Source organism: Flavobacterium sp. AK-301 (genome assembly GCF_058310215.1).
On record NZ_JBZEES010000010.1, the window covers coordinates 78047 to 101499 of the forward strand.

The 23453-nt window shown below is 33.1% G+C and carries 19 protein-coding genes; 15 read left to right on the forward strand and 4 right to left on the reverse strand.

Annotated elements, in window-relative coordinates; translation table 11 throughout:
- The first annotated feature begins 4 nt into the window (after positions 1-4).
- The 3 genes from tamL (at position 5) to accD (ending at position 4620) form a co-directional block, all read left to right on the forward strand.
- Positions 5-2560: a translocation and assembly module lipoprotein TamL gene (gene tamL / locus AC4FQX_RS12525; RefSeq protein WP_491168050.1), complete on the forward strand. Its 2556-nt coding sequence runs from the start codon at positions 5-7 to the stop codon at positions 2558-2560.
- A 46-nt stretch (positions 2561-2606) separates the two neighbouring features.
- Positions 2607-3674, forward strand: coding sequence for a class II fructose-bisphosphate aldolase (gene fbaA, locus AC4FQX_RS12530; protein WP_491168051.1), 1068 nt, complete (start codon positions 2607-2609; stop codon positions 3672-3674).
- A gap of 82 nt (positions 3675-3756) precedes the next feature.
- Complete coding sequence (gene accD / locus AC4FQX_RS12535; RefSeq protein WP_491168052.1) at positions 3757-4620, forward strand: acetyl-CoA carboxylase, carboxyltransferase subunit beta; 864 nt, start codon at positions 3757-3759, stop codon at positions 4618-4620.
- Positions 4621-4945: 325 nt separating this feature from the next.
- Here the strand turns inward: accD and AC4FQX_RS12540 are convergent, their stop codons facing one another.
- Entirely contained in the window at positions 4946-6196 is a 1251-nt protein-coding gene (locus AC4FQX_RS12540; RefSeq protein ID WP_491168053.1) for an ABC transporter permease, read from the reverse strand.
- Between the two features lie 198 nt (positions 6197-6394).
- Here AC4FQX_RS12540 and purH point away from each other — a divergent pair, with 198 nt between their 5' ends.
- Genes purH through rodA form a run of 6 tightly spaced genes read left to right on the forward strand, consistent with a single transcriptional unit; the run spans position 6395 to position 13451 of the window.
- Positions 6395-7921, forward strand: coding sequence for a bifunctional phosphoribosylaminoimidazolecarboxamide formyltransferase/IMP cyclohydrolase (gene purH, locus AC4FQX_RS12545; RefSeq protein ID WP_491168054.1), 1527 nt, complete (start codon positions 6395-6397; stop codon positions 7919-7921).
- A 56-nt stretch (positions 7922-7977) separates the two neighbouring features.
- Positions 7978-9006: a rod shape-determining protein gene (locus AC4FQX_RS12550; protein WP_491168055.1), complete on the forward strand. Its 1029-nt coding sequence runs from the start codon at positions 7978-7980 to the stop codon at positions 9004-9006.
- Between the two features lie 14 nt (positions 9007-9020).
- Positions 9021-9845 carry a rod shape-determining protein MreC gene (gene mreC, locus AC4FQX_RS12555; protein WP_491168056.1) on the forward strand — a complete coding sequence of 275 codons (825 nt, stop codon included), beginning with the start codon at positions 9021-9023 and terminating at the stop codon, positions 9843-9845.
- Entirely contained in the window at positions 9838-10344 is a 507-nt protein-coding gene (locus AC4FQX_RS12560) for a rod shape-determining protein MreD (protein ID WP_491168057.1), read from the forward strand. Before mreC ends, AC4FQX_RS12560 begins: the two co-directional genes overlap by 8 nt.
- Complete coding sequence (gene mrdA / locus AC4FQX_RS12565) at positions 10341-12197, forward strand: penicillin-binding protein 2 (RefSeq protein ID WP_491168058.1); 1857 nt, start codon at positions 10341-10343, stop codon at positions 12195-12197. Before AC4FQX_RS12560 ends, mrdA begins: the two co-directional genes overlap by 4 nt.
- Positions 12198-13451, forward strand: coding sequence for a rod shape-determining protein RodA (gene rodA / locus AC4FQX_RS12570; RefSeq protein ID WP_491168059.1), 1254 nt, complete (start codon positions 12198-12200; stop codon positions 13449-13451). It begins immediately after the preceding gene.
- A 1-nt stretch (position 13452) separates the two neighbouring features.
- Here rodA and AC4FQX_RS12575 read toward each other — a convergent pair whose 3' ends face one another.
- The gene (locus tag AC4FQX_RS12575; protein WP_491168060.1) at positions 13453-14283 is read right to left on the reverse strand and encodes a DNA/RNA non-specific endonuclease; all 831 of its coding nucleotides are present in this window, start codon (positions 14281-14283) and stop codon (positions 13453-13455) included.
- Between the two features lie 108 nt (positions 14284-14391).
- Here AC4FQX_RS12575 and AC4FQX_RS12580 point away from each other — a divergent pair, with 108 nt between their 5' ends.
- Entirely contained in the window at positions 14392-14847 is a 456-nt protein-coding gene (locus AC4FQX_RS12580) for a hypothetical protein (RefSeq protein WP_491168061.1), read from the forward strand.
- A gap of 48 nt (positions 14848-14895) precedes the next feature.
- On the opposite strand, the gene AC4FQX_RS12585 is transcribed toward AC4FQX_RS12580, so the two are convergent.
- Together AC4FQX_RS12585 and AC4FQX_RS12590 are read right to left on the reverse strand one after the other, a co-directional pair.
- Positions 14896-16002, reverse strand: a complete 1107-nt coding sequence (locus AC4FQX_RS12585) for an ABC transporter permease (RefSeq protein WP_491168062.1) — start codon at positions 16000-16002, stop codon at positions 14896-14898.
- 16 nt (positions 16003-16018) lie between these two features.
- Positions 16019-18208, reverse strand: a complete 2190-nt coding sequence (locus AC4FQX_RS12590; protein WP_491168063.1) for a carboxy terminal-processing peptidase — start codon at positions 18206-18208, stop codon at positions 16019-16021.
- A 135-nt stretch (positions 18209-18343) separates the two neighbouring features.
- On the opposite strand from AC4FQX_RS12590, the gene surE reads away from it, so the two are divergent.
- The 5 genes from surE to AC4FQX_RS12615 form a co-directional block, all read left to right on the forward strand.
- Positions 18344-19120, forward strand: a complete 777-nt coding sequence (gene surE, locus AC4FQX_RS12595) for a 5'/3'-nucleotidase SurE (RefSeq protein ID WP_491168064.1) — start codon at positions 18344-18346, stop codon at positions 19118-19120.
- Entirely contained in the window at positions 19113-19385 is a 273-nt protein-coding gene (locus tag AC4FQX_RS12600) for a hypothetical protein (RefSeq protein WP_491168065.1), read from the forward strand. Before surE ends, AC4FQX_RS12600 begins: the two co-directional genes overlap by 8 nt.
- A 13-nt stretch (positions 19386-19398) precedes the next feature.
- The gene (gene lpxB, locus AC4FQX_RS12605) at positions 19399-20511 is read left to right on the forward strand and encodes a lipid-A-disaccharide synthase (protein ID WP_491168066.1); all 1113 of its coding nucleotides are present in this window, start codon (positions 19399-19401) and stop codon (positions 20509-20511) included.
- Between the two features lie 358 nt (positions 20512-20869).
- Complete coding sequence (locus AC4FQX_RS12610) at positions 20870-21550, forward strand: C40 family peptidase (protein WP_491168067.1); 681 nt, start codon at positions 20870-20872, stop codon at positions 21548-21550.
- 507 nt (positions 21551-22057) lie between these two features.
- On the forward strand, positions 22058-23453 hold a 1396-nt coding region (locus tag AC4FQX_RS12615; RefSeq protein ID WP_491168068.1), incomplete at its 3' end, for a zinc-dependent metalloprotease family protein.

Below are 23453 nucleotides of genomic sequence, written 5' to 3' on the forward strand. Positions count from 1 at the left end.
TCACTTGAAAAAGAATTTAGCAAAAATATCACTATTTATTCTAATTGGCACCATTATTTACTCCTGTAATAGTGTAAAAAGAGTACCCGAAGGAAAACATTTACTCACTAAAAATGTAGTTTCAGTAAATGGTAAAAAAATAAGCGATGAAAAAATAACGGATCAGATCTATCAACAGCCAAACTCTACAATAATGGGCTACAGACTTCGTCTGGGATTATATAATATCGCAAAACCAAATCCGGATTCTTCTTATAATGCCTGGCTTTACAAAAAACCGAACCGATATAGAAATCTTTCTTACCTTCTTTCAGAAAAACAAGTTGAAAGATTGGGACAGTCCTTTCTCGTTTCCGGTTTCAGTAATTTTCTTAAAAAAACAGGAGAACCACCTATCATTATAGATCAAACAAAAACAAAAAAATCAATCAACAGATTAAAAGCTCATTATTTTAATAACGGCTTTTTTAATGTTAGAACAAATTATACAATAGACACTACCAGTTTAAAAAAAGCACTGATTAACTATAAAATAGTAACTGGAGATCCCTATATTATTGATACCATAACGACAAATATCAGCACCCCTGCTCTTGACTCTATTTATCAAAAAATAAAATCAGCATCTCTTATCAAAGAAGGACAACAATACACTACTACTAATTTTGATCAGGAAAGAGATCGTATCACTACAAGTTTCAGAAACAGAGGAGCCTACTATTTTCAACAAAACTATATTTCGTACAATATTGACACTGTAGACACTAAACACAAAGCAAATATTGACCTAATCATTGCGGACCGGGCTGTAAGAGAAGGTGATTCTACCATGAAAAAACCTTTTAAACTATACAAAATAAGTAAAGTAAATATTTTTACAAACAATTCTTCAATAAAAAAATCTACAGATATTGCAGATAGTATCTCCTATAAAAATTTTAACTTATATAGTTCTGATAAACTAAACTACAGACCAAAGGCAATAACAGACGCTATATTTATCACTAAAGGATCTACTTACAGTGATTTCAGAAAAACACTGACCTATCGCTATTTAAGTAACCTGAGAATTTTCAATTATCCTTCAATACAATATATTGAAGACACAGAAGACGAAAAAGGAGAATCTTTAATTGCCAATATTATATTAACTCCAAGAAAAAAGTACAGCTTTGGAGCCGGTATAGACGTTACACATTCTAATATTCAGGATTTTGGTTTAGAAGCAACTACTTCTATTTCTATCCGAAATATTTTTAAAGGGGCAGAAACCTTAGAGATTTCAGCAAGGGGAAATATAGGATCTTCAAAGGATCTTGCAAACCCTAACGACGTATTTTTTAATTTATCAGAATACGGATTAGATTTTAAACTGAATTTCCCACGGATATTTATGCCTTTTAATACCGAAAAAATCATCCCTAAAACCATGATCCCTTCTACCATGATGAGTTTTGGATATGCAAAACAGCGAAACATTGGTCTGGATAAAGAAAGTTTCACAGGAATTGTCAATTATAACTGGAACCCGAAACGTAATGTGACAAGCCGGTTTGATCTAGTAAATATTCAATATGTAAAGAACCTTAATACAGCTAATTACTTTAATGTTTATACTTCTTCTTACAAACAATTAAACCGTTTGGCTCAACAATATAACACAAATCCGGATTATGTTGACGAGAACAATGACCTGACCATTGAACAGGGAACATCTGGCTTTATTAATGAAGTTCTGACAGGAAACAGCACTATTCCTCTAAACTCTCCCGATATGAAATCAGTCAGAAGTATTGAAGAACGACGCAAAAGACTTAGTGAGAACAACCTGATATTTGCTTCTAACTTTACCTATACAAAATCTACCAAAAGAGATATTTATGATGATGATTTCTATATTTTTAAAACAAAAATAGAAACTGCAGGAAATTTTCTGGATCTAATGGCAAATCTGGCAGGACAGAAAAAAAATGAAGATGGTAAACGCGATCTCTTTAATATTGAATATTCTCAATATGTAAAGACTGAAGTTGATTTTATTAAACACTGGGATTTTGGAAAAAAACAGGTATTCGCAGTAAGAGCTTTTAGTGGCATTGCCATTCCTTATGGAAATTCATCAAACATTCCTTTCTCCCGAAGCTACTTTGCAGGAGGATCAAATGATAATAGAGGCTGGCAATCTTATAGTTTAGGTCCTGGAAGCAGTGGTGGAATAAACGATTTTAACGAAGCGAATTTAAAAATAGCAATAAGTGCTGAATACCGATTTAGAGTATTTGGCAATTTCCATAGTGCACTTTTTATTGATACAGGAAACATCTGGAATGTATTTGATGATATTGAAGATGAAGCCTATACTTTTAATGGATTAAGATCGTTAGAACAACTTGCAGTCGGGTCAGGATTTGGATTACGTTATGATTTAAGCTTTTTTGTAATCAGACTGGATATTGGTTTCAAAACCTATGATCCAGGAAAAAGAGAAGGTGAACGTTGGTTTAAAGGCTACAACTTTAGCAAGTCCGTATTAAATATTGGGATTAATTACCCGTTCTAATCTTATAAATTATTATTTTTGTAAACTCATTTTAAAAACTAACATAATGGCTCACAATATTAAACCGGGAGTTGCGACTGGAAATCAAGTTCAGGAAATTTTCAAATATGCGAAAGAAAAAGGATTTGCACTACCTGCTGTAAATGTTACAGGATCTAATACAATCAATGCTGTCCTTGAAACAGCAGCGAAACTAAAAGCGCCTGTGATTATCCAGTTTTCAAATGGTGGAGCAGCATATAATGCAGGTAAAGGGTTATCAAATGAAAATCAAAAAGCTGCAATAGCAGGCGGGGTTGCCGGTGCAAAACATATCCACACATTAGCAGAAGCTTATGGTGCAACTGTAATACTTCATACAGACCATTGCGCTAAAAATTTATTGCCCTGGATCGACGGGTTGTTAGATGCCAGTGAAGTACATTTCAAAGAAACCGGAAAGCCTCTATTCAGTTCTCATATGATCGATCTTTCTGAAGAGTCAATCGAAGAAAACTTAACCATTTCTAAGAAATATTTAGAAAGAATGAGTAAAATGGGAATGACTTTAGAAATCGAATTAGGAATTACAGGAGGCGAAGAAGATGGTGTTGATAATTCAAATGTTGATAATTCAAAACTATATACTCAACCGGAAGAAGTAGCTTATGCTTATGAAGAACTTCTTAAAATAAGTGATAAATTCACTATTGCTGCTGCTTTTGGAAACGTTCACGGGGTTTATAAACCGGGAAACGTAAAACTAACTCCAAAGATTCTGAAAAACTCTCAGGATTATGTACAGCAAAAATATAAAACAGGATCAAATCCTGTAGATTTCGTTTTCCACGGAGGTTCAGGATCTACACTTGAAGAAATTAGAGAAGCTATTGGTTACGGAGTAATCAAAATGAATATTGACACTGATCTGCAATTTGCTTTCACTGAAGGTATTCGCGATTATATGACTGATAATATTGAGTATTTAAGAACACAAATCGGTAACCCTGACGGTACTGATCAGCCAAATAAAAAATATTACGATCCAAGAAAATGGATGCGAGAAGGAGAAGCTACTTTCATCACAAGATTAGAGCAAGCTTTTAGGGATTTAAATAATATTAATACATTATAACTATAGTTTATACATGATTATAATCATTGTTTTATTTTTAAAACTAATGATTATAATCATGTGTTAGCTAAAAATTTGAAATATGGCTTGGTTTAAAAGAACAGAAAAAGGAATACAGACAGCAACGGAAGACAAAAAAGATGTCCCTAAAGGACTTTGGTATAAGTCTCCTACAGGAAAAATAGTTGACTCTGCTGAATTAGCTAGAAATTTTTATGTTAGTCCGGAAGATGATTACCATGTAAGAATTGGCAGTAAAGAATATTTTGAAATATTATTTGATAACAATGAATTCAAGGAACTGGATAGAGGTATGACCTCAAAAGATCCTTTAAAATTTGTTGACACTAAAAAATATGCTGATCGTTTAAAAGAAGCTACAGAAAAAACCAACCTGAAAGATGCAGCACGTACAGCTGTTGGAAAATCAAAAGGAAAAAATCTGGTTGTATGCTGTATGGATTTTGCTTTTATCGGAGGCTCAATGGGAGCTGTTGTTGGTGAAAAAATTTCCAGAGGAATTGACTACTCTATCAAAAATAAAATCCCTTTTATGATGATCTCTAAATCAGGAGGGGCTCGTATGCAGGAAGCTGCTTATTCTTTGATGCAACTAGCAAAAACATCAGCAAAACTAGCTCAGCTTGCTGATGCAAAAATCCCTTATATTTCTTTATGTACAGATCCTACCACAGGGGGAACAACCGCTTCTTATGCTATGCTGGGAGATGTTAATATTTCTGAGCCCGGAGCATTAATTGGATTTGCAGGACCCCGAATTGTAAAAGATACTACCGGTAAAGATCTACCGGAGGGTTTCCAGACATCCGAATTTTTGCTGGAACACGGTTTTCTGGATTTCATTACTCCAAGAAAAGAACTAAAAGACAAAGTCAATCTGTATCTTGATTTAATTTCAAATCAACCTGTCAGACAAGATAAATAATCTTATATTAAAAAAGCTTCAAGATACTTGAAGCTTTTTTAATATATACTACTTGTGTTTTCTAATCAATTATTATATTAATCTGCTCTGCAAAGACTCTGTCTTTGTAGGAGTGACTCAAGGTCTCCTGACCTGTTTAACTATTATTCCGAAAGAACTTAGTTGAGACAGCTACAAAGTAAAGCGAGAATTCAATTATTAATTTAAGGCGTCCCTTAATCAACAATACCTAACAGGTTTTTTAACCTGTTAGGAGAATCGTATATCTCTTTCTTCTTGTTTCTTTCCTCTAAAATATCGTAAATCTAATATCGTATATTCCTTCTTACATTCCTGTACGAATTGCCTCAACAGGATCTAATTTTGAAGCTATTATTGCTGGCAATATACCTGATATCAATCCGATTATAGCAGCTAATGAAGTTCCTAAAAACATATTTTTGATACTTAATACAAATTCAAAATCTAGTAAATTAGTCATTAATAAAGCAATTATCCAGACAAAAATCAATCCTACAATACCTCCAATCACAGATAATATAACTGCTTCAAATAAAAACTGAAACAATATAAACTTGTTCTTTGCGCCTAACGATTTCTGAATACCTATCAGATTAGTTCTTTCCTTTACTGAAACAAACATAATATTTGCAATACCAAAACCTCCTACTAATAATGAAAAACCACTGATTATCCAACCTCCCAGATTTAACCCACCCAGAATCCCATCAATTAAATCCGTAAATCCAGACAAAACATTAATAAAAAAATTATCTATTTCTCCTGTTTTTATTCCTCTGTAATTCCTGAGTTTTTGTATTAATTCACCTTTAAAAGCCTCCATATCAATCCCTTTATCAGGTTTTACTATTATTACAGGAGTAAGTGCGGTATTATTATCTCCGTATAGTTTTCGAAGAAAATTAACCGGAAAATAAACGGTAATATCATTATCTTCTCCAAAGATCCCGCTCCCCTGTTTCTTTAAAACACCAATAACAGTAAAACGCTGTCCATATAGCCTGATTTTCTTCCCTATAGGATCAACACCTTCAAAAAGACCTTTTGCGACTTCATATCCCAGTACAATCTGAGGAACACCTGAATTGGATTCTGATTCGTTAAAAAATCTTCCTTCTTCAAATTCTAGTGACTGAATATCCAGAAATTCATAAGTTGTAGGTATAACCTTAACAGAACTTACTGTTTTAGCTTCATATTTTATATTTTCATTTCTGGTAAAAATCTGGAAACACAGTTTATCGGCATTATTAAGGCTTCTTTTCAAATACTGGTACTCATCATAAGTAACATCAGGAAACTGTTCTCTCTTCCATTGTGGTACATCGGACGGACCAAATGAAAAACGCATTAAATAAACTGTATTCTTATCTAAACTGCTCAGATCATTTTTAATTTTTTTATCTAAGGAATCAACGGCTGCCAAAACTGCTATTATAGAAAATATACCGATTGTTACTCCTAACAAAGATAAAAGTGTACGTAACTTATTATTGCGTAAAGCATTTATAGCAAAAGTGAAACTTTCTTTTAACAATCGGAAATAAACTACCATGGGTCATTATTTGAATAAATGTAAAATTCAATAAAAAATAGACAAAAACCTAAAATTTAATTATCAAAAAACAGGAAGACTAAAACGTAATAAAAGTATTAACAAATTTTTATAACAATATGCTATTTTATTGACTGCTTACTCGTTGAATGTTATATACTAAATACCTACTTTTGTGTTTTAATTCTAACTACTATAATGAACACAACAAAAACAATTCAATCTGCATTAATCTCTGTCTTTTCCAAAGATGGACTTGAATCAATCGTTAAAAAGTTACATGAACTTAATGTTACTATCTATTCTACAGGAGGAACAGAAGAATTTATCAATAAATTAGGAATTCCTGTTATTCCTGTTGAAGATGTAACCTCTTATCCGTCTATTCTTGGCGGCAGAGTAAAAACCCTACATCCAAAAGTATTTGGAGGCATCCTGAACCGTCAGGATCACGCAGAAGACGTACAACAAATGCAGGAATACAACATCCCTCAAATCGACCTAGTTATTGTTGACCTGTATCCTTTTGAAAAAACGGTATTATCCGGTGCATCAGAAGCTGATATTATCGAAAAGATCGATATTGGAGGAATTTCTCTAATCAGAGCAGCTGCAAAAAACTTTAAAGACACTATTTGTATTGCTTCTGTAAATGAATACAACACGCTCCTTGACATTATTACACGTCAAAACGGAACAACAACTATTGAAGACAGAAAATTATTTGCTACTAAGGCATTTCATGTTTCTTCTCATTATGATACAGCAATCTTCAATTATTTTAATACTGATGAAACAATTTATAAAGCAAGTATCGGTGATGGTCAGGCTTTACGATATGGTGAAAATCCACACCAGAAAGGTTTCTTCTTTGGAGAATTTGATACTATGTTCAGCAAACTTCATGGAAAAGAATTATCATACAATAACTTGCTAGATGTTGATGCTGCTGTTAATCTGATGCAGGAATTCAAGGATAGTGAGCCTACATTTGCAATCTTAAAACATAATAATGCCTGTGGACTTGCAACAAGAAATACAATGAAACAAGCATATCTTGATGCTTTGGCTGCTGATCCTACTTCTGCTTTCGGTGGAGTTCTGATTGCTAATAAAAATATCAATACTGATACTGCTAAAGAGATCAACCAATTATTCTGTGAAGTGGTGATTGCTCCAAGCTATGATAAAGAAGCCATTACAATACTAGAAGAAAAAAAGAACAGAATTATTTTAATTCAGAATAATATTATTTTACCTGCTAAACAGATAAGAACCTGTTTAAACGGAATTTTAATTCAAGACAAAGATAACGTTACAGATACTAAAGAGCACTTAAAAACCGTTACAGATACAACACCTACCGAACAAGAAATATCAGATTTATTATTTGCTTCCAAAATTTGCAAGCACACTAAATCAAATACTATTGTTTTTGCCAAAAACAATCAGCTCATTGCTTCAGGCACAGGTCAAACCTCAAGAGTAGATGCTTTAAAACAGGCAATTGATAAAGCAAAATCTTTTAATTTTGACTTAAAAGGGGCAGTAATGGCAAGCGATGCTTTTTTCCCGTTCCCAGATTGTGTAGAAATTGCACACCATGTAGGAATAACAGCTGTTATTCAACCAGGTGGATCAATAAAAGATGAATTAAGCATTAATTACTGTAATAAAAATAAAATTGCAATGGTATTTACTAGTATACGTCATTTTAAACATTAATTTCACTAACTTTGAGAGCTCATTTAATATAAACTTTTTTAACCTTAGAACAACTTATGGGATTTTTTGATTTCATGACTGAGGATATCGCAATAGACCTCGGTACCGCTAATACACTTATTATTCATAACGACAAGGTCGTAATCGATAGCCCGTCTATAGTTGCTCGTGATAGAGTTACAGGTAAAATAATTGCTGTTGGAAAAGAAGCAAGTATGATGCAGGGTAAAACTCATGAAAACATAAAAACCATAAGACCTTTAAAAGACGGTGTAATTGCCGATTTTGATGCTTCTGAGAAAATGATTAGTATGTTTATCAAAAGCATACCTGCTTTAAAAAAGAAATTGCTTGCTCCTGCTCTACGCATGGTAGTTTGTATTCCTTCAGGCATTACAGAAGTGGAAATGCGTGCAGTAAAAGAGTCTTGCGAAAGGGTAAATGGTAAAGAGGTTTATTTAATACACGAACCAATGGCAGCAGCTATCGGTATCGGCGTAGATATAATGCAACCTAAAGGAAATATGATTGTTGACATAGGAGGTGGTACAACTGAAATTGCTGTAATTGCTCTTGGTGGTATTGTTTGTGATAAATCTGTTAAGATTGCAGGTGATGTTTTCACTAATGATATTGTATATTATATGCGTACTCAGCACAACCTATTTGTTGGAGAAAGTACAGCTGAAAAAATAAAAATTTCAATTGGTGCAGCTACTGAAGATCTGGAAACACCCCCAGATGACATGTCCGTTCAGGGTAGAGATTTATTAACAGGCAAACCAAAACAGGTGGAGGTTTCTTACAGAGAAATTGCTAAAGCTCTGGATAAATCAATCCAACGAATTGAAGATGCAGTAATGGAAACCTTATCTCAAACACCTCCGGAATTAGCCGCCGATATTTACAATACCGGTATTTATCTTGCAGGTGGAGGTTCTATGTTAAGAGGACTAGACAAAAGAATCTCTCAAAAAACAGACCTACCTGTTTATATCGCGGAAGATCCTTTAAGAGCTGTTGTAAGAGGTACAGGAATGGCTCTTAAAAATATCCCAAAATTTAAAAGTATTCTTATCAAATAAATAAGTAAATATTCATGCAGCAAATATTTAATTTCTTATTTAAAAACAGTAATAAGTTACTGTTTTTGCTGCTTTTGGGAATCTCACTGATACTAACAATTCAGTCCCACTCATTACAGAGAAGCAGAATTGTTAATTCTGCAAATGAAATTACAGGGGGTGTTTATTCTAAAATAAATGCCTTTACTGATTATCTGAACCTTAAAGATCAGAATGAAAAACTAGCCTTTGAGAATGCACAATTAAAAAGTATTCTCTTTAATAAAGACTCTGTTAAAACTGTTTTCACAGACAGTATCATAGAAAACTATCCTATTAAAGTAATTCTGTCAAAGGTAATTCATAATACTTATAATGTTCCTGAAAACTACCTGACAATCAACAACGGAAAAGCTTCCGGAGTAAAACCATATATGGGTGTAATCAACGGTCTCGGTATTATAGGAATAATTGAAAACACTTCTAAAAACTATGCTACTGTAACCAGTATCCTGAATACAAAATCTCAGATCAATGCCAAAATTAAACAATCAGATCATTTCGGCTCACTAATCTGGAATGGAAAAAATACCGGTTTTGTACAACTGATAGATGTTCCTCGATTAGCTTCAGTTAGGAAAGGAGATACAATTGTTACCGGAGGTACTTCTGAAATATTTCCTGAAAATATACCTATCGGAACTATTGACAAAATTTATATTGATAGTAAAACAAACTACTATACATTAGACGTCAGATTATTTAACGACATGACTAATATCGGTCATGTATATGTTATACAAAACCCTGACAGAGAAGAAATAATCGAATTAGAGAAAGAAACAATTAGTAATGAGTAGTGTTTTAATAACAAATATCCTCCGTTTTATTTTACTACTACTTGCACAGGTAGCTATATTTAATAATATCAATCTTTTTGGTTTTATTAATCCATTCCCCTATATATTATTTATACTGCTTTATCCTGTAAATGGACCGCGATATGGTTTAATCTTATCCAGTTTTGTATTAGGGATTTTAATGGATATGTTCTGTAATTCAGGTGGAATACACGCCACAGCATGCATCATTATAGCTTATTTCAGACCTTCTTTTCTGAAATTCTCATTTGGAATTAGTTATGAGTATCAGACTATACGGGTAAATGACCGATTAAACCCTGAACGTTTTTCTTTTCTTCTGACAATGATCGCTGCACATCACAGCATCTTGTTTTTACTGGAAATATTCCGTTTTAGTTTAATGACAGATATTCTTTTAAGAATACTATTCACAACAATCTTTACGACTGTTCTGTGCATCATTATCATTTACATCTTTAAACCTGCAAGAAGATGAGAAAGATACTATTTCCTGTATTAATAATAGGAGCTTCAGTTATTCTTATTGGTAGACTTTTCTTTCTCCAGATTTTAGACAATTCCTTTAAAATCAAATCCGATAATAATGCTATCAAAATCAAATATGATTATCCTGAGAGAGGTTACATTTATGACCGAACCGGAAAATTACTGGTAGCAAATCAACCTTCTTATGATATAATGGTCATCCCTCAAGAGGTAAAAGAACTAGATACCTTAGAATTTTGTAATCTACTGAAAATCACAAAGCAGGACATTGACCGACAAATAGGAAAAGCATGGAAATATAGTCCCAGACTTCCTTCTGTATTTTTACCACAATTAAATAAAAAAGAATTTGCTGCTTTTCAGGAAAAAATCAGAAAATTCAAAGGTTTTTATATTCAGAAAAGATCACTCCGTGATTATCAAGTAGATGTAGCTGCAAATGTTTTTGGCTACATCACTCAGGTAAATGACAATAATATCAAGACCAATTCTTACTACAAGAGTGGTGATTTAATTGGTATGCAGGGAGTGGAACAAACCTATGAAGAAATCCTAAGAGGTGTTAAAGGAGTAAAATATATTCAGAGAGACCGTTTCAATAGAGAGATTGGAGCATATAAAAACGGAGCATATGATACTATTGCCGTACAGGGGCAAGACATACACCTTTCTTTAGACATAGAACTTCAAAAATACGGAGAATCTTTAATGATCCACAAAAGAGGTGGTATTGTGGCAATTGAACCTAAAACGGGTGAAATATTAGCTCTGGTCACAGCTCCTTCTTATGATCCTTCTATCCTTGTAGGGAGAGAACGATCTAAAAACTATACCGCTCTATACAGAGATTCAATCGCAAAACCTTTATATGACAGAGGGCTTCTCGCAGAATATCCTCCGGGATCACCTTTTAAAATCTTAACAGGACTGATTGGATTACAGGAAAAAGTTATCGATGAGAATACCACTTTTGTATGTAATCATGGGTTTTTCTACGGTAAAGGTGCTTTTATGAAATGTCATGATGCAGGCGCTTTTAATTTACATCAGGGTATCTACAGATCCTGTAATACTTATTTTGCCAATACTTATAAAAAAACTATTGAAAAATATTCAAAACCGGAAGATGGTGTGAATGCCTGGAGTAATCATCTGGAAAGTTTTGGATTAGGTCAGTTTCTAGGGTATGATCTACCTCCGGGAAGAAAAGGACATATCCCTAATTCAAAATTTTATGACCGCTACTATCCTAAAGGGGGATGGAGAAGCACAACAATTATATCTAATGCTATTGGACAGGGAGAGGTTCTTACCACCCCTATTCAATTAGCTAATGTAATGGCAGCAGTAGCAAATGAAGGCTATTACTATACTCCTCATATGATTAAAAATATTGAAGGTCAGAAAATTGATGAAAAATTCACTACAAAGCATATTACTACCATAGATAAACAATATTTTAAACCTGTAATTGAAGGTTTGTACGATGTATATAATATGGGAACTGCTTCCAGATTCAGAGTAGAAGGGATTGATATTTGTGGAAAAACAGGTACTGCTGAAAATTTCACAAAGATTGATGGTAAAAGAACACAACTGACGGACCACTCTATCTTTGTTGCTTTTGCACCTAAAGATAATCCGAAAATAGCAATTGCTGTTTTTGTTGAGAACGGATACTGGGGAGCCCGATATGCCGCACCAATAGCCAGTGTTATGATAGAAAAATATCTAAAAGGAACGATTACACGTACTGATCTGGAAAAAAGAGTACTGGAAGGAAGTCTGGAAAGTGAATATGCAAAAGCAATAAGTGGCAAACCTTTTTCAATAAACAGATAAATGAGAAATCAGAACGTCATCAATAATATCGACTGGATAAGTGTACTATTATATATTGTATTAGTATGTATGGGATGGGTCAATATCTACTCTGCTTCTTCACCTATTGATCAAACAAACTTTGATTTCACTCTGATCTATGGAAAACAGTTTATTTTAATAACCCTGTGTATCCCTCTCATATTTATAATATTAACCTTAGATGCTAAATTTTATGAACGGTTTGCCAGCGTTTTATACGCTTTAGCTCTTCTTTCTTTAGCTGGATTATTTGTCTTTGGAAAAACCATAAAAGGACAAACCAACTGGTATGCTTTCGGAAGCTTTAGTATACAACCTTCTGAATTTGTAAAAGTAGCAATAGCGCTCGCTCTTGCAAAATACTTAAGTGACATACAAGTCAATCTTGATCATTTTGGAGATCAGATAAAGGCTTTTCTTATTATTGGAATACCTATACTTCTTATACTCGGACAACCTGATGCCGGTAGTGCAATCATTTTACTTGTATTTGTATTAGTCCTTTACAGAGAAGGTCTGCCTTCTTGGTTTTTATGGGTAGGATCTATAAGTATTTTTCTGTTTATACTCTCTCTGGTAATAGAGCCTATATATATAATTCTCGGAGCATTTGTAGTGAGTTTATTCTTTTATTTCAGAGTAAGAAAACCACATAGAAACCTGATCTTAATATTTATTTGTTTTCTGCTGACTTCGGGGTTTGTATTTACGGTAGATTATGTGTTTGATAATGTACTTCAGAAACATCAACAAGACAGGCTGAACATCTTATTAGGAAAAGAAGTTGACCTTCAAGGAATTGGATATAACACCAATCAGGCACAAATCGCTATTGGTTCAGGAGGCTGGATCGGAAAAGGTTTTTTGGAAGGTACACAAACAAAAGGAGACTTCGTTCCGGAACAGCATACGGATTACATCTTTACCACAGTAGGTGAAGAATGGGGATTTGCAGGTTCCGTCTTTATTATAATCTTATTCGCAACCTTAATTCTGAGAATACTTTATTTAGCAGAACACCAGAAAACAAAATTTGGCAGAGTATACGGATATTGTGCTGCTGCAATTCTATTTATACATTTCTTTGTGAACATAGCAATGGTCATTGGAATATTCCCAACAATCGGAGTACCGTTGCCTTTCTTTTCATATGGAGGATCCAGCCTCTGGGCATTTACAATACTGCTCTTTGTTTTTCTGAAATTAGACGCCAATAGAGTTAATGAATGGTAGGTCATTTAAAACTCCATTCTTTATAGTCATCGTCTTTTTCCAATCGATTTTCAATATCATCCGGTAATGCAGGAAAAAAATCTATTCCTGTCAACTTTTCAATACTGTCTACACTAACAACAAAATCATAAATTGGCTGTGACGTGTCTTTATGAGGGACAAGAAAAGCAATCATTCTGTAATGTCCATTTTTCTTATTAAAGAGTATTTTATAAAAATATTTTGGAACGGCTACTTTCTCTGTACCTATCGTTTTCAGACTTTTTGTAAGAACACCTCCTGTAATTACATAAAGTGTATCATATTTTGTTGCCCAATAACGAACTTTCTGCTCTAATCTGTTCCATATTCCGGCATTAAACCTCGATAGTTGTGGAGAAATATTAGAAGTATAAAAGGTTTCATTATACGCTTCTCTTGAAAATTCCCTATCTCCTGCGGGACAGAGATGTCCTTTATCATATCCTGATTTTCTATAATTTCTCCAGTCTGCAGAACGGGTTTTCACTAAAGGATCTTCAATGAAATAAGGCCTTTTGTAATTATTATTCACTATCTGGCTTTTTGTTAATTTATACGCCACCCATTCTGCCTGCTCATATGGTTCTGCATAAGATAATGTATAACTATTATGCTCTACGATCTGATTTGTTGTTGAAGTTGGAAAATAATTAAATTCACCCTGAAGTTCTTTGGGTAATGTTACTGAAGCAGATATGCTGTTATTGTCTGAAATAAAATCAGAAAGATGGATTCCTTCTTCTTTACAATAGAACACTATTCCGGAAACAAACAGTAAGAGTGCTGTCAGATAAAATTTATACTTTTTCATTCAAATTATTATCATTGTATTAACATTGCAAAGTTAATCTAATGTTTATCTTTCACCCACATTTATCAAGTTAATTAACCCCCCTAATTATTAAATCAAAATTAACCAATGAAGAACAAATTTTTATTTATCGTTTTACTTACTTTGTCATTCCATATTTTTTATGCACAGGAATCTATTGAAGATCAAGAGATCGCCTTAATGAAACAACAAGAGCAAATTGATCTGACAAAACAAAAGGAACTGATAAAAGCAGAAAAGGCAAAAATAAAGGAAGCTAAAGAATTAGAAAAAGAGCATAAAAAAATTGAAAATGCTCAGAATAAAATTGAAAAAAAGAAACAATTAATTGCTGAACGAGAGCAGGAAATAGAAGAAACAAAAAAGAAGATTAGTAAGGAAGAAAATAAATTACAGAAAGAAACTCAAAAATATACTGCAAAAAAAGCAGAAGGTATCCTGTCAACCGATGCAGTCACCAAATGGGAAATTCGACTTAGCAAACAGGTAACAAAAATAAACATTCTGAAAGATAAACTTCAGAAACAACAAGTCAAAATTTAATAAAAACTGCCTTATAAGGCAGTTTTTATATTTTAACAATATCAATCTTTATGTTTTTACATCTAATGCGTCTCTTAGTGCATTCCCTATCATCATAAAAGCCAGAACCAAAAACATAATCGCTAACCCTGGTACAATTGCTAAATAGGGTTTTCCTAAAATAATATAATTGTAATGATCTTTTATCATTGCTCCCCAACTCGGAATGGGTGGCTGAGCTCCTAATCCGAGAAAACTCAATCCACTTTCAACCAGAATAGCAGAAGCAAAGTTAGCTGCTGATATTACAATAACAGGAGCCATAATATTAGGTAAAATATGGTTTACTATTATTCTAAAATCACTAAAGCCCAAAGCTCTTGCTGCGGTAACAAACTGCATCTCTTTTACGCCAATTATCTGTCCTCTAACAACTCTGGCTACTTCTACCCACATTGTGAGACCTACGGCTACAAAAACCTGCCAGAATCCTTTTCCAAGTGTTAGTGTAATGGCAATAACGAGCAGAAGTGTAGGAATAGACCAGATAATATTGACGATCCACATTACAAAAGCATCTGCTTTACCTCCAAAATAACCACCTATGGACCCAAAGAAGATTCCTAATACTAATGAAATAAATACGGCTACAAAACCTATGGAAAGGGAAACCCGTGAACCGATCAGCATTCTGCTCAATAAATCTCTTCCGTATTTATCTGTTCCCAGATAGAATTTTTTAGTGGCAATATATTCTTTTTCAATTGTTTCAGGCTCTATATTCTCTTTGAACTTACCGAAGGCAATCTGTTTGGTAATCGCAAGTGAGGGCTCGTCATTATACTCTACATATTCCAGACTGTCTTTTTTAAACTGATAACTTCTGATCGGTATTTCTGTCACAGTATTCGGATGTCCTGTAAAATAATAACTGAACTTATTTTCTGTTTTCTCACCCAAAGGAATGGACAGCATCTTAACCTTAAATCCGGGTGATTTTGAATGAATCGATAAATGCATCTGATTTGCATTAACAGAATTATCAGGAGCCAGAACATATGCGAAAACAGACATAAAAATCAGAATCAGAATGAACCCTAAACTGAAAACGCCCCAGAAATTCTTTTTGAATTTCTGAAGCGCTAAACTAGTTAATGACTGTGAAGTACTGCTCATTAAATGCTTTCCTCAATTATTGTGAAATGACTAACTTACTTTTGATTTCTTTATTAGATTCTTTATTTACTTTAGTAAGTGATTTTGATGTCTGATCACTTAAAATATTTAATCCTTCTTCAACATAAACATCTTTTGAGAGACTTTCATGCCATCTTACTCTTTTCTGCTCAAAAACAGTATCATTTTTCATCAGCTCAACTTCGTAAGGGAGAGATTTAAAAGTAAGATTGTTTTTATAATCTGATATAGCTTTAAACTTCTTAGCATCTGCCTCTACTTTATCTAAATCGATTTTAAATCTCTTATAATTCAAATGATATAGATTATCTTCTCTCCTTTTACTAATCCATTTTGCATTCTCATCTATTAACTTGAACTGTTCATTATCTGCTATACGGTGTTTACTATTAGAAATTACAATATCCTGATTATTTTGTTGGTTACTCCACAATTTATAATTTGCAGGATCAATTTTATCCCATGGCATAGCATTTTCCAGGTCACGCTCTCCTATATCAATATAAGAATATCTGTCTGGCATTACCACATCACTGGCAACTCCTTTTAACTGGGTTGATCCTCCGTTAATTCTGTAAAATTTCTGTGTTGTAATTTTCACAGCTCCGAAATCACCTAAGGAATTACCTTTGATAAACTTATTCAGATCGACAACGTTTTGTACGGTCCCTTTTCCATAACTCTGCTTGCTTCCGATAATAACTCCTCTTTTATAATCCTGTATTGCTGCTGCAAAAATTTCCGAAGCAGAGGCAGAAAAATTATTAATCAAAACTACTAATGGACCATCCCAGTGCACTTTACTATCTGAATTTGATAACACTTCTTTATCTGTTCCGGCAGATTTTACCTGAACCACAGGTCCTTTTTGAATAAATAACCCTGTAATATCTACAACTGTTTTTAAAGAACCTCCTCCATTATCTCTCAAATCCATTATGATTCCTTCAACACCTTGTTTTTTTAACCTGTCGATCTCAACAGCAATATCCTTCCCTGCGTCTCTGTTATTCTTATCTTCAAAATCGATATAGAATTTAGGAAGATGGATCACACCAAATGTTTTACCATCTTTTTCTACTATGCTGGACTTAGCATAAGTTTCTTCTAATTCAACAATATCTCTAACAATTGGTATGACTTTAATTGTACCATCTACTTTTTTTACGGTTAATCGAACTTCGGTTCCTTTAGGTCCTTTTATCTTCTTAACAACATCATCTAATCGCATTCCAATCACATCGATAGGCTCTTCTTTTCCCTGACCTACTTTCATAATCACATCTCCTGCTTCCAGCTCTTTTCCTCTCCATGCGGGACCTCCGGATATTAGTTCTGTAATTTCTGTAAAGTCATTCTTCTTCTGAAGTTTTGCTCCGATACCTTCTAATTTACCACTCATACTGACATCAAAACGTTCTTTATCATCAGGAGCAAAATAAGAAGTATGCGGATCTACTCTTCCTGCAATAGAATTAATATAAACAGTAAACCAGTCATTTCTCTCCAGATCATCTATGAATCCAAAATAATCATTCAGTGATTTTAAGGTCGATTCTCTGGATTCTTTTTCAATATCTTTAAATACTTTTGGCACATATGTGGCAGTAGAATCTGCTTTTTTCTTATCTTCTTCTAATTTTACCTTATCTGTAATAGTAGATAAAACGGATAACTTCAACTGTTTTCTCCATTTATCTTCTAATTCTTTTTTGTTTTTTACATAAGGTGCTTTTTCATAATCGGTATTAAAATCCTCATCTATATTATAGTCAAAGGGCTTACTTAAAATGGATTTATAAATCTCTTTAGATTCTGCCATTCTCTGCATTAATCTGTCATAGGTAAGGGAGAAAAAGCTCAGATCATTATTTTTAAGCTGATCGTCTATCTGATCTTCATAATTTGAAAACTCATCAATATCAGACTGTATCAGGAATCTTTTTGACGGATCCAGAGCTATAATATAATCTTTATAAACGCCTTTGGAAAAAGCATCATCTATAGTAACGGGATCATAGTGTCCTTTTTCAATTACAAACATTAATAATTCCAAAAGCACTTTATCCTTTTCAGGGCTCTCTGTTTTTTGCTTTGGGATAAAACTCCATAAAGCTGCCGAAATAATAGCAACTAATAATATTACTTTATAATTCTTTTTCATAAATTGCCAAATTGCATTCATCAATTTTTTAACTAAATTACACAAAAATTGCACCAGCCTAAATTACATGCGCATAATTTTTTGTTAAAGATACAAAATTAGGAGGCAGCAAATAAAATTTCTTATTTTAGCGAAAGTATTAAAAAATAACCATAAATGAAGAAGAAACCACTTATATTAGTTACTAATGATGATGGAATTTCAGCACCGGGAATCAGAGCACTGATTACTGTAATGAAAGAAATAGGAGACGTTGTTGTTGTAGCACCAGACAGTCCTCAGTCCGGAATGGGACACGCCATTACGGTAAATAACACACTATATCTCAACAAAATAAACATTGATGATGATGTAAGTGAGGAATACAGTTGCTCAGGAACTCCGGTAGACTGTGTGAAAATTGCTGTACATGAAATTCTAAAACGTAAACCCGACCTTTGTGTTTCGGGCATAAATCACGGATCAAACTCCTCTATAAACGTGATCTATTCCGGTACTATGAGTGCTGCTGTGGAAGCTGGTATAGAAGGAATTCCTGCTATTGGTTTCTCTTTACTGGATTATGACTGGAATGCTGATTTTGAACCTGTAAAACCATTTATCAGAAAAATAGCCTTAGAAGTTTTAGAGCATGGTTTACCGGAAGGTGTTGTTTTAAACGTTAACTTTCCAAAACTAAAAGAAAATGAAATAAAAGGTATCAAAGTATGTCGTCAGGCAAAAGCAACTTGGGTGGAAGAATTTGATAAACGCAAGACACCACATGGTCGTGACTACTACTGGTTAAAAGGTGAATTTGTCAATCAGGACAAAGGTGAAGATACAGACGAATGGGCTTTATCACAAAATTATATCTCATTAGTGCCTGTTCAGTTTGACTTAACAGCGCATCATACTATTCAAAATTTAAATACATGGAAATTAAATGAGTAAAAAAGACTTATTAATTGGATTTACAGTTGGTTTTATTGCCACTTTATTAGGAATGTTTCTATTTTTGGAATTTTTCACTATTCACGGATTTATAAATGGAGTTTCTGTTTTAAAAGCACAGGGTTATCTCGGTAAAGTAATTACTATTGGTGCTATATTAAATTTAGTCGCTTTTTTTATTTTTTTACAAAAAAATCAGGATATAAAAGCAAGAGGTGTTATTTTAGCAACGGTTACACTGGCTCTAATTACCATATTTATATAAATCGAGAAAACGAATGAAATATTACATCATAGCGGGAGAAGCATCGGGTGATCTACATGGCGCAAACTTAATGAAGGCATTATACAAGGAAGATTCTCAGGCAGAAATACGTTTCTGGGGAGGTGATCTGATGCAGCATGCGGGAGGAACTTTAGTAAAACACTACAGAGAGCTTGCTTTTATGGGGTTTGCCGAGGTGGTAATGAATCTCAAAACTATACTGAACAATATCAAATTCTGTAAATCAGACATAGAACAATTCAGTCCGGATGTAATTTTATTTATCGACTACCCCGGTTTTAATATGCGTATTGCAAAATGGGCAAGACAAAAAGGATACGCAACACATTACTATATTTCTCCTCAAATATGGGCATGGAAAGAAAATCGTATAAAAGCAATTAAAAATGATGTGGATAAAATGTATGTTATTCTACCTTTTGAGAAAGATTTCTATGAAAAGAAACATCAGTTTCCTGTTGCTTTTGTAGGGCATCCTCTTATTGATGCGATACACAACAGAACGCACATGGATTTTGATACTTTTATAAAAGAGAATAATCTAGGCAATAAAAAAATAATTGCATTATTACCGGGAAGCCGAAAACAGGAGATCACTAAAATGCTTTCAATCATGCTGAGTATTGTGGATGATTTCCCGGATTATCAGTTTATAATTGCAGGTGCTCCGAGTCAGGAATATGATTTTTATACTCCTTTTCTTAAAAACAAAAATGTTCATTTTATAAATAATAAAACTTACGATCTGTTAAGTGTAGCATATGCAGCACTTGTAACTTCGGGTACAGCTACTTTAGAAACCGCTCTTTTCAAGGTTCCTGAAGTGGTTTGTTACAAAGCAAACTGGATTTCTTATCATATTGCGAAAAGAATAATTACTTTAAAATTTATTTCTCTGGTCAATCTGATTATGGATAAAGAGGTAGTTACAGAATTAATTCAGAATGACTTTAATAAGAAAAGAGTCAAAGAGGAATTAACAAAATTACTGGAACCTAAATATCGTAAACAACTTCTGGAACAATATGATATTCTGGAACAAAAACTAGGTGGTATAGGTGCCAGTGAAAAAACAGCCCGATTGATTGTAGAAAATCTAAAATAGGGATTCTTCGATTTTTAGATTGTTTAATAGATAACTAGACAATTGAACAATGTCCTTTTTGTTTTTATTATAGAATATGTCTTATCTTCTATAATGTAGTAAACTGAGCGTTGTGACTGGAAATTGTTTTTTTAGCAATCTGAATCAATTTTATTTTCAAGGGATTTTGTTAAAGTTTATTATTTTAAGAACAGTCTTTTGTACCTTGAAGCATTAAAATGAACGAATTACGTTTCTAAATCTTGAAATTTCACAAAAACAATTTATTTTGGCAAAGTAATTGTAGTTCAAAAAAACTTATAACTCTTTCTGTTATAAAAGATTAAAACAAGCGGATTTTATTAATAAAGGTTGAAAAATGGAATTAAAGAAACTACTTTATATACTACTTATTTTATTGTTTTTTACTTCTTGTAAAACAACTTCGACAATAATAACATCAAAAAGTGAAGCAGAACGTAATGGAATCTATTCTCCGTCTTTAAATAAAAGAGCAACTGCATCTGTTACTTCTTCAAAAACACGTACTTCTTATTCTGCTGCTGCAAAAGCCGGTAAAAAAAACAAAGAATCTAAAAAAACGAACAACACTCCTCTGAAAGATAACGAAATAGAAGATGATTATGCTTTTAATGACGATGATAGTGCAAGCTATTTAGTAAAACAGCTAATCAATACAGCTATGGAATATACAGGAGTCAGATATCGTTTTGGAGGGACTACGAATGCAGGAATGGATTGTTCGGGATTAATCTTTACCACTTTCAATACATTTGACATCAAAATGCCCCGAACTTCTATTGATCTTTCGAAAGAAGGAACAAAGTTAAAAAATTCAGAAATTAAAAAAGGCGATCTAGTCTTCTTCAGAACAAATCCTCGTAAAAAACAGATCAATCATGTGGGAATAGTAGTAGATGTTCATGATGATGAAGTAAAATTTATACATGCTTCTGTACAACGTGGCGTAATTGTTTCTTCTACAAAAGAGGCCTATTATAAAAATGCTTTTGTACAAGCGAACAGAGTTCTGAATTAATTTTATTCTATATTGATTGAATATTTTATTAGACTACTCTATATCAACCTATCTAATATATTATTTAGAAGTTTAGATTTCATCTATTTTGTAACATAATGCAAATAACAATCTTTCTAGATTTCTAAATTGAATATAATAAAGCTAGAATTATCATGACTTCAAAATGAATGATTCAGAGCTTCTTGACTATCTAAAATAGGGAACACAATTCTACACTACAAATAAAACCTTTATAGTATCTCTTTTTTAAGCTTTCTTATTACCATAAATAATCTATTGACTTTAGTTTATTAAATATATCAATTCGCTAGTTTTATGTTTTTATCTAAAAAACACAAACAGTATATACAATAAATACATTAAACAACGTTATTTAAATAATTATAATTTTTTTGCTCAATTAAGTTTAAATTTTAAAAAAACATAAAAACAGACTTTAATTTAAAAAATGTGATAATAATCTATTTTTTTAACTTCAATTAATTCTCCAATAAAAATTACCAAATGAAACAATATTTATTATTTCTATTGCTTTGTGTAATACACTCATATGCTCAAAACAGGGAAATTAACCTTAATGATAAGAATCTTATTGAAGTTGATAGTCCAATTCTACGAAACCTGTCGAATGACGATTCCCCTAAAGCGATACGTAAACGCCCCTTCACTATGAGTAATGCACTACTTTCAAGCAGGACTGTAGGTAAAAAAGATAAAATAGTATTGGATTTGTTTGAAAACAAAAAGTATACCGCCCTGATAGAGAAAGTGGAAACAGACCGTGAAGGGGTAACATCAATCGTAGCTAAAATTGAAGGCTACCCCTTAAGTCACTGTATTATAAGCTCCTTTTCCGGTAATAGTTTAATAAGTATAGATATTCCTGAGTTACAAGAAAGATATACTACTCAAATGGATATTAATACTAAAAAGAGCTATTTATTAGAATTGGACAATACTGAAAAAGAACTTGATTGTGGCTCACCTTCTCACCAAGAAGAAAAAGAACATAAAGCTTCTATGGGTCCGGAAACAACTAATGCCCCTGCCTTAAAATCTACACGAGCTACCGGAGTAAATGATCCCGCTACCATTGATCTTATGATTGTATATACTCCTGCTGCTAAAAATTATGCTGCTAAAAAGAATGGAGGGATTCAAAACGCAATAAAACTATTAATGGAAAGATCCAATATAGTTTTAACGAATAGTAAAGTTAATATCAATCTTAAATTAGTTCATTCTCATGAAGTAAATTATACGGAAACCGGAAACAGTTATACTGATTTAGATAACTTAACCAGCAAAAAGGATTCTTATATGAATGAAGTTCATACATTAAGAGATCAATATAAAGCAGACTTAGTTATGCTTTTACTCAAGGTTGAAGAGGTTGGAGGATTAGCCTGGTTACTAACATCACGAAATGGAAGTCCAAATCAGGGTTTTTCATTAGTTCGGATCCAACAAGCCGCTAACACTGATACTGCAATTCACGAAATAGGTCATAATATGGGTATAGACCATAATAGAGATGCCCCAGATAATAGCTTACTTTATCCTTATGCGGCAGGATGGAAATGGAAAGGAAATGATAATCAAATGTATTGCTCTGTAATGTCTGTTCAAAGAAGCAATATTCCAGGTGGACCATCCGCAACACGAGTTCCTAATTTTTCAGACCCTACTGCTTATCATAAAGGAGCTGCTATGGGAAATACACAAATAGGGGATGCTGTACGTACTTTAAAACAAATCAAACATGTAGTGGCTGCATATAGAACAAATGATTGTACTCTTAAAGCTACAAATTTAACTGTAAATTCAATTACTGGAAAAGACGCTGTTCTTTCATGGAATACCGTTAGTGGGGCTTCTTCCTATTCACTAAGATACAAGG

Coding starts and splice junctions, on each gene's coding strand:
- fbaA (WP_491168051.1), top strand. CDS start 2,607: ATGGCTCACAATATTAAACCGGGAGTTGCGACTGGAAATCAAGTTCAG.
- accD (WP_491168052.1), top strand. CDS start 3,757: ATGGCTTGGTTTAAAAGAACAGAAAAAGGAATACAGACAGCAACGGAA.
- AC4FQX_RS12540 (WP_491168053.1), bottom strand. CDS start 6,196: ATGGTAGTTTATTTCCGATTGTTAAAAGAAAGTTTCACTTTTGCTATA.
- purH (WP_491168054.1), top strand. CDS start 6,395: ATGAACACAACAAAAACAATTCAATCTGCATTAATCTCTGTCTTTTCC.
- AC4FQX_RS12550 (WP_491168055.1), top strand. CDS start 7,978: ATGGGATTTTTTGATTTCATGACTGAGGATATCGCAATAGACCTCGGT.
- mreC (WP_491168056.1), top strand. CDS start 9,021: ATGCAGCAAATATTTAATTTCTTATTTAAAAACAGTAATAAGTTACTG.
- AC4FQX_RS12560 (WP_491168057.1), top strand. CDS start 9,838: ATGAGTAGTGTTTTAATAACAAATATCCTCCGTTTTATTTTACTACTA.
- mrdA (WP_491168058.1), top strand. CDS start 10,341: ATGAGAAAGATACTATTTCCTGTATTAATAATAGGAGCTTCAGTTATT.
- rodA (WP_491168059.1), top strand. CDS start 12,198: ATGAGAAATCAGAACGTCATCAATAATATCGACTGGATAAGTGTACTA.
- AC4FQX_RS12575 (WP_491168060.1), bottom strand. CDS start 14,283: ATGAAAAAGTATAAATTTTATCTGACAGCACTCTTACTGTTTGTTTCC.
- AC4FQX_RS12580 (WP_491168061.1), top strand. CDS start 14,392: ATGAAGAACAAATTTTTATTTATCGTTTTACTTACTTTGTCATTCCAT.
- AC4FQX_RS12585 (WP_491168062.1), bottom strand. CDS start 16,002: ATGAGCAGTACTTCACAGTCATTAACTAGTTTAGCGCTTCAGAAATTC.
- AC4FQX_RS12590 (WP_491168063.1), bottom strand. CDS start 18,208: ATGAATGCAATTTGGCAATTTATGAAAAAGAATTATAAAGTAATATTA.
- surE (WP_491168064.1), top strand. CDS start 18,344: ATGAAGAAGAAACCACTTATATTAGTTACTAATGATGATGGAATTTCA.
- AC4FQX_RS12600 (WP_491168065.1), top strand. CDS start 19,113: ATGAGTAAAAAAGACTTATTAATTGGATTTACAGTTGGTTTTATTGCC.
- lpxB (WP_491168066.1), top strand. CDS start 19,399: ATGAAATATTACATCATAGCGGGAGAAGCATCGGGTGATCTACATGGC.
- AC4FQX_RS12610 (WP_491168067.1), top strand. CDS start 20,870: ATGGAATTAAAGAAACTACTTTATATACTACTTATTTTATTGTTTTTT.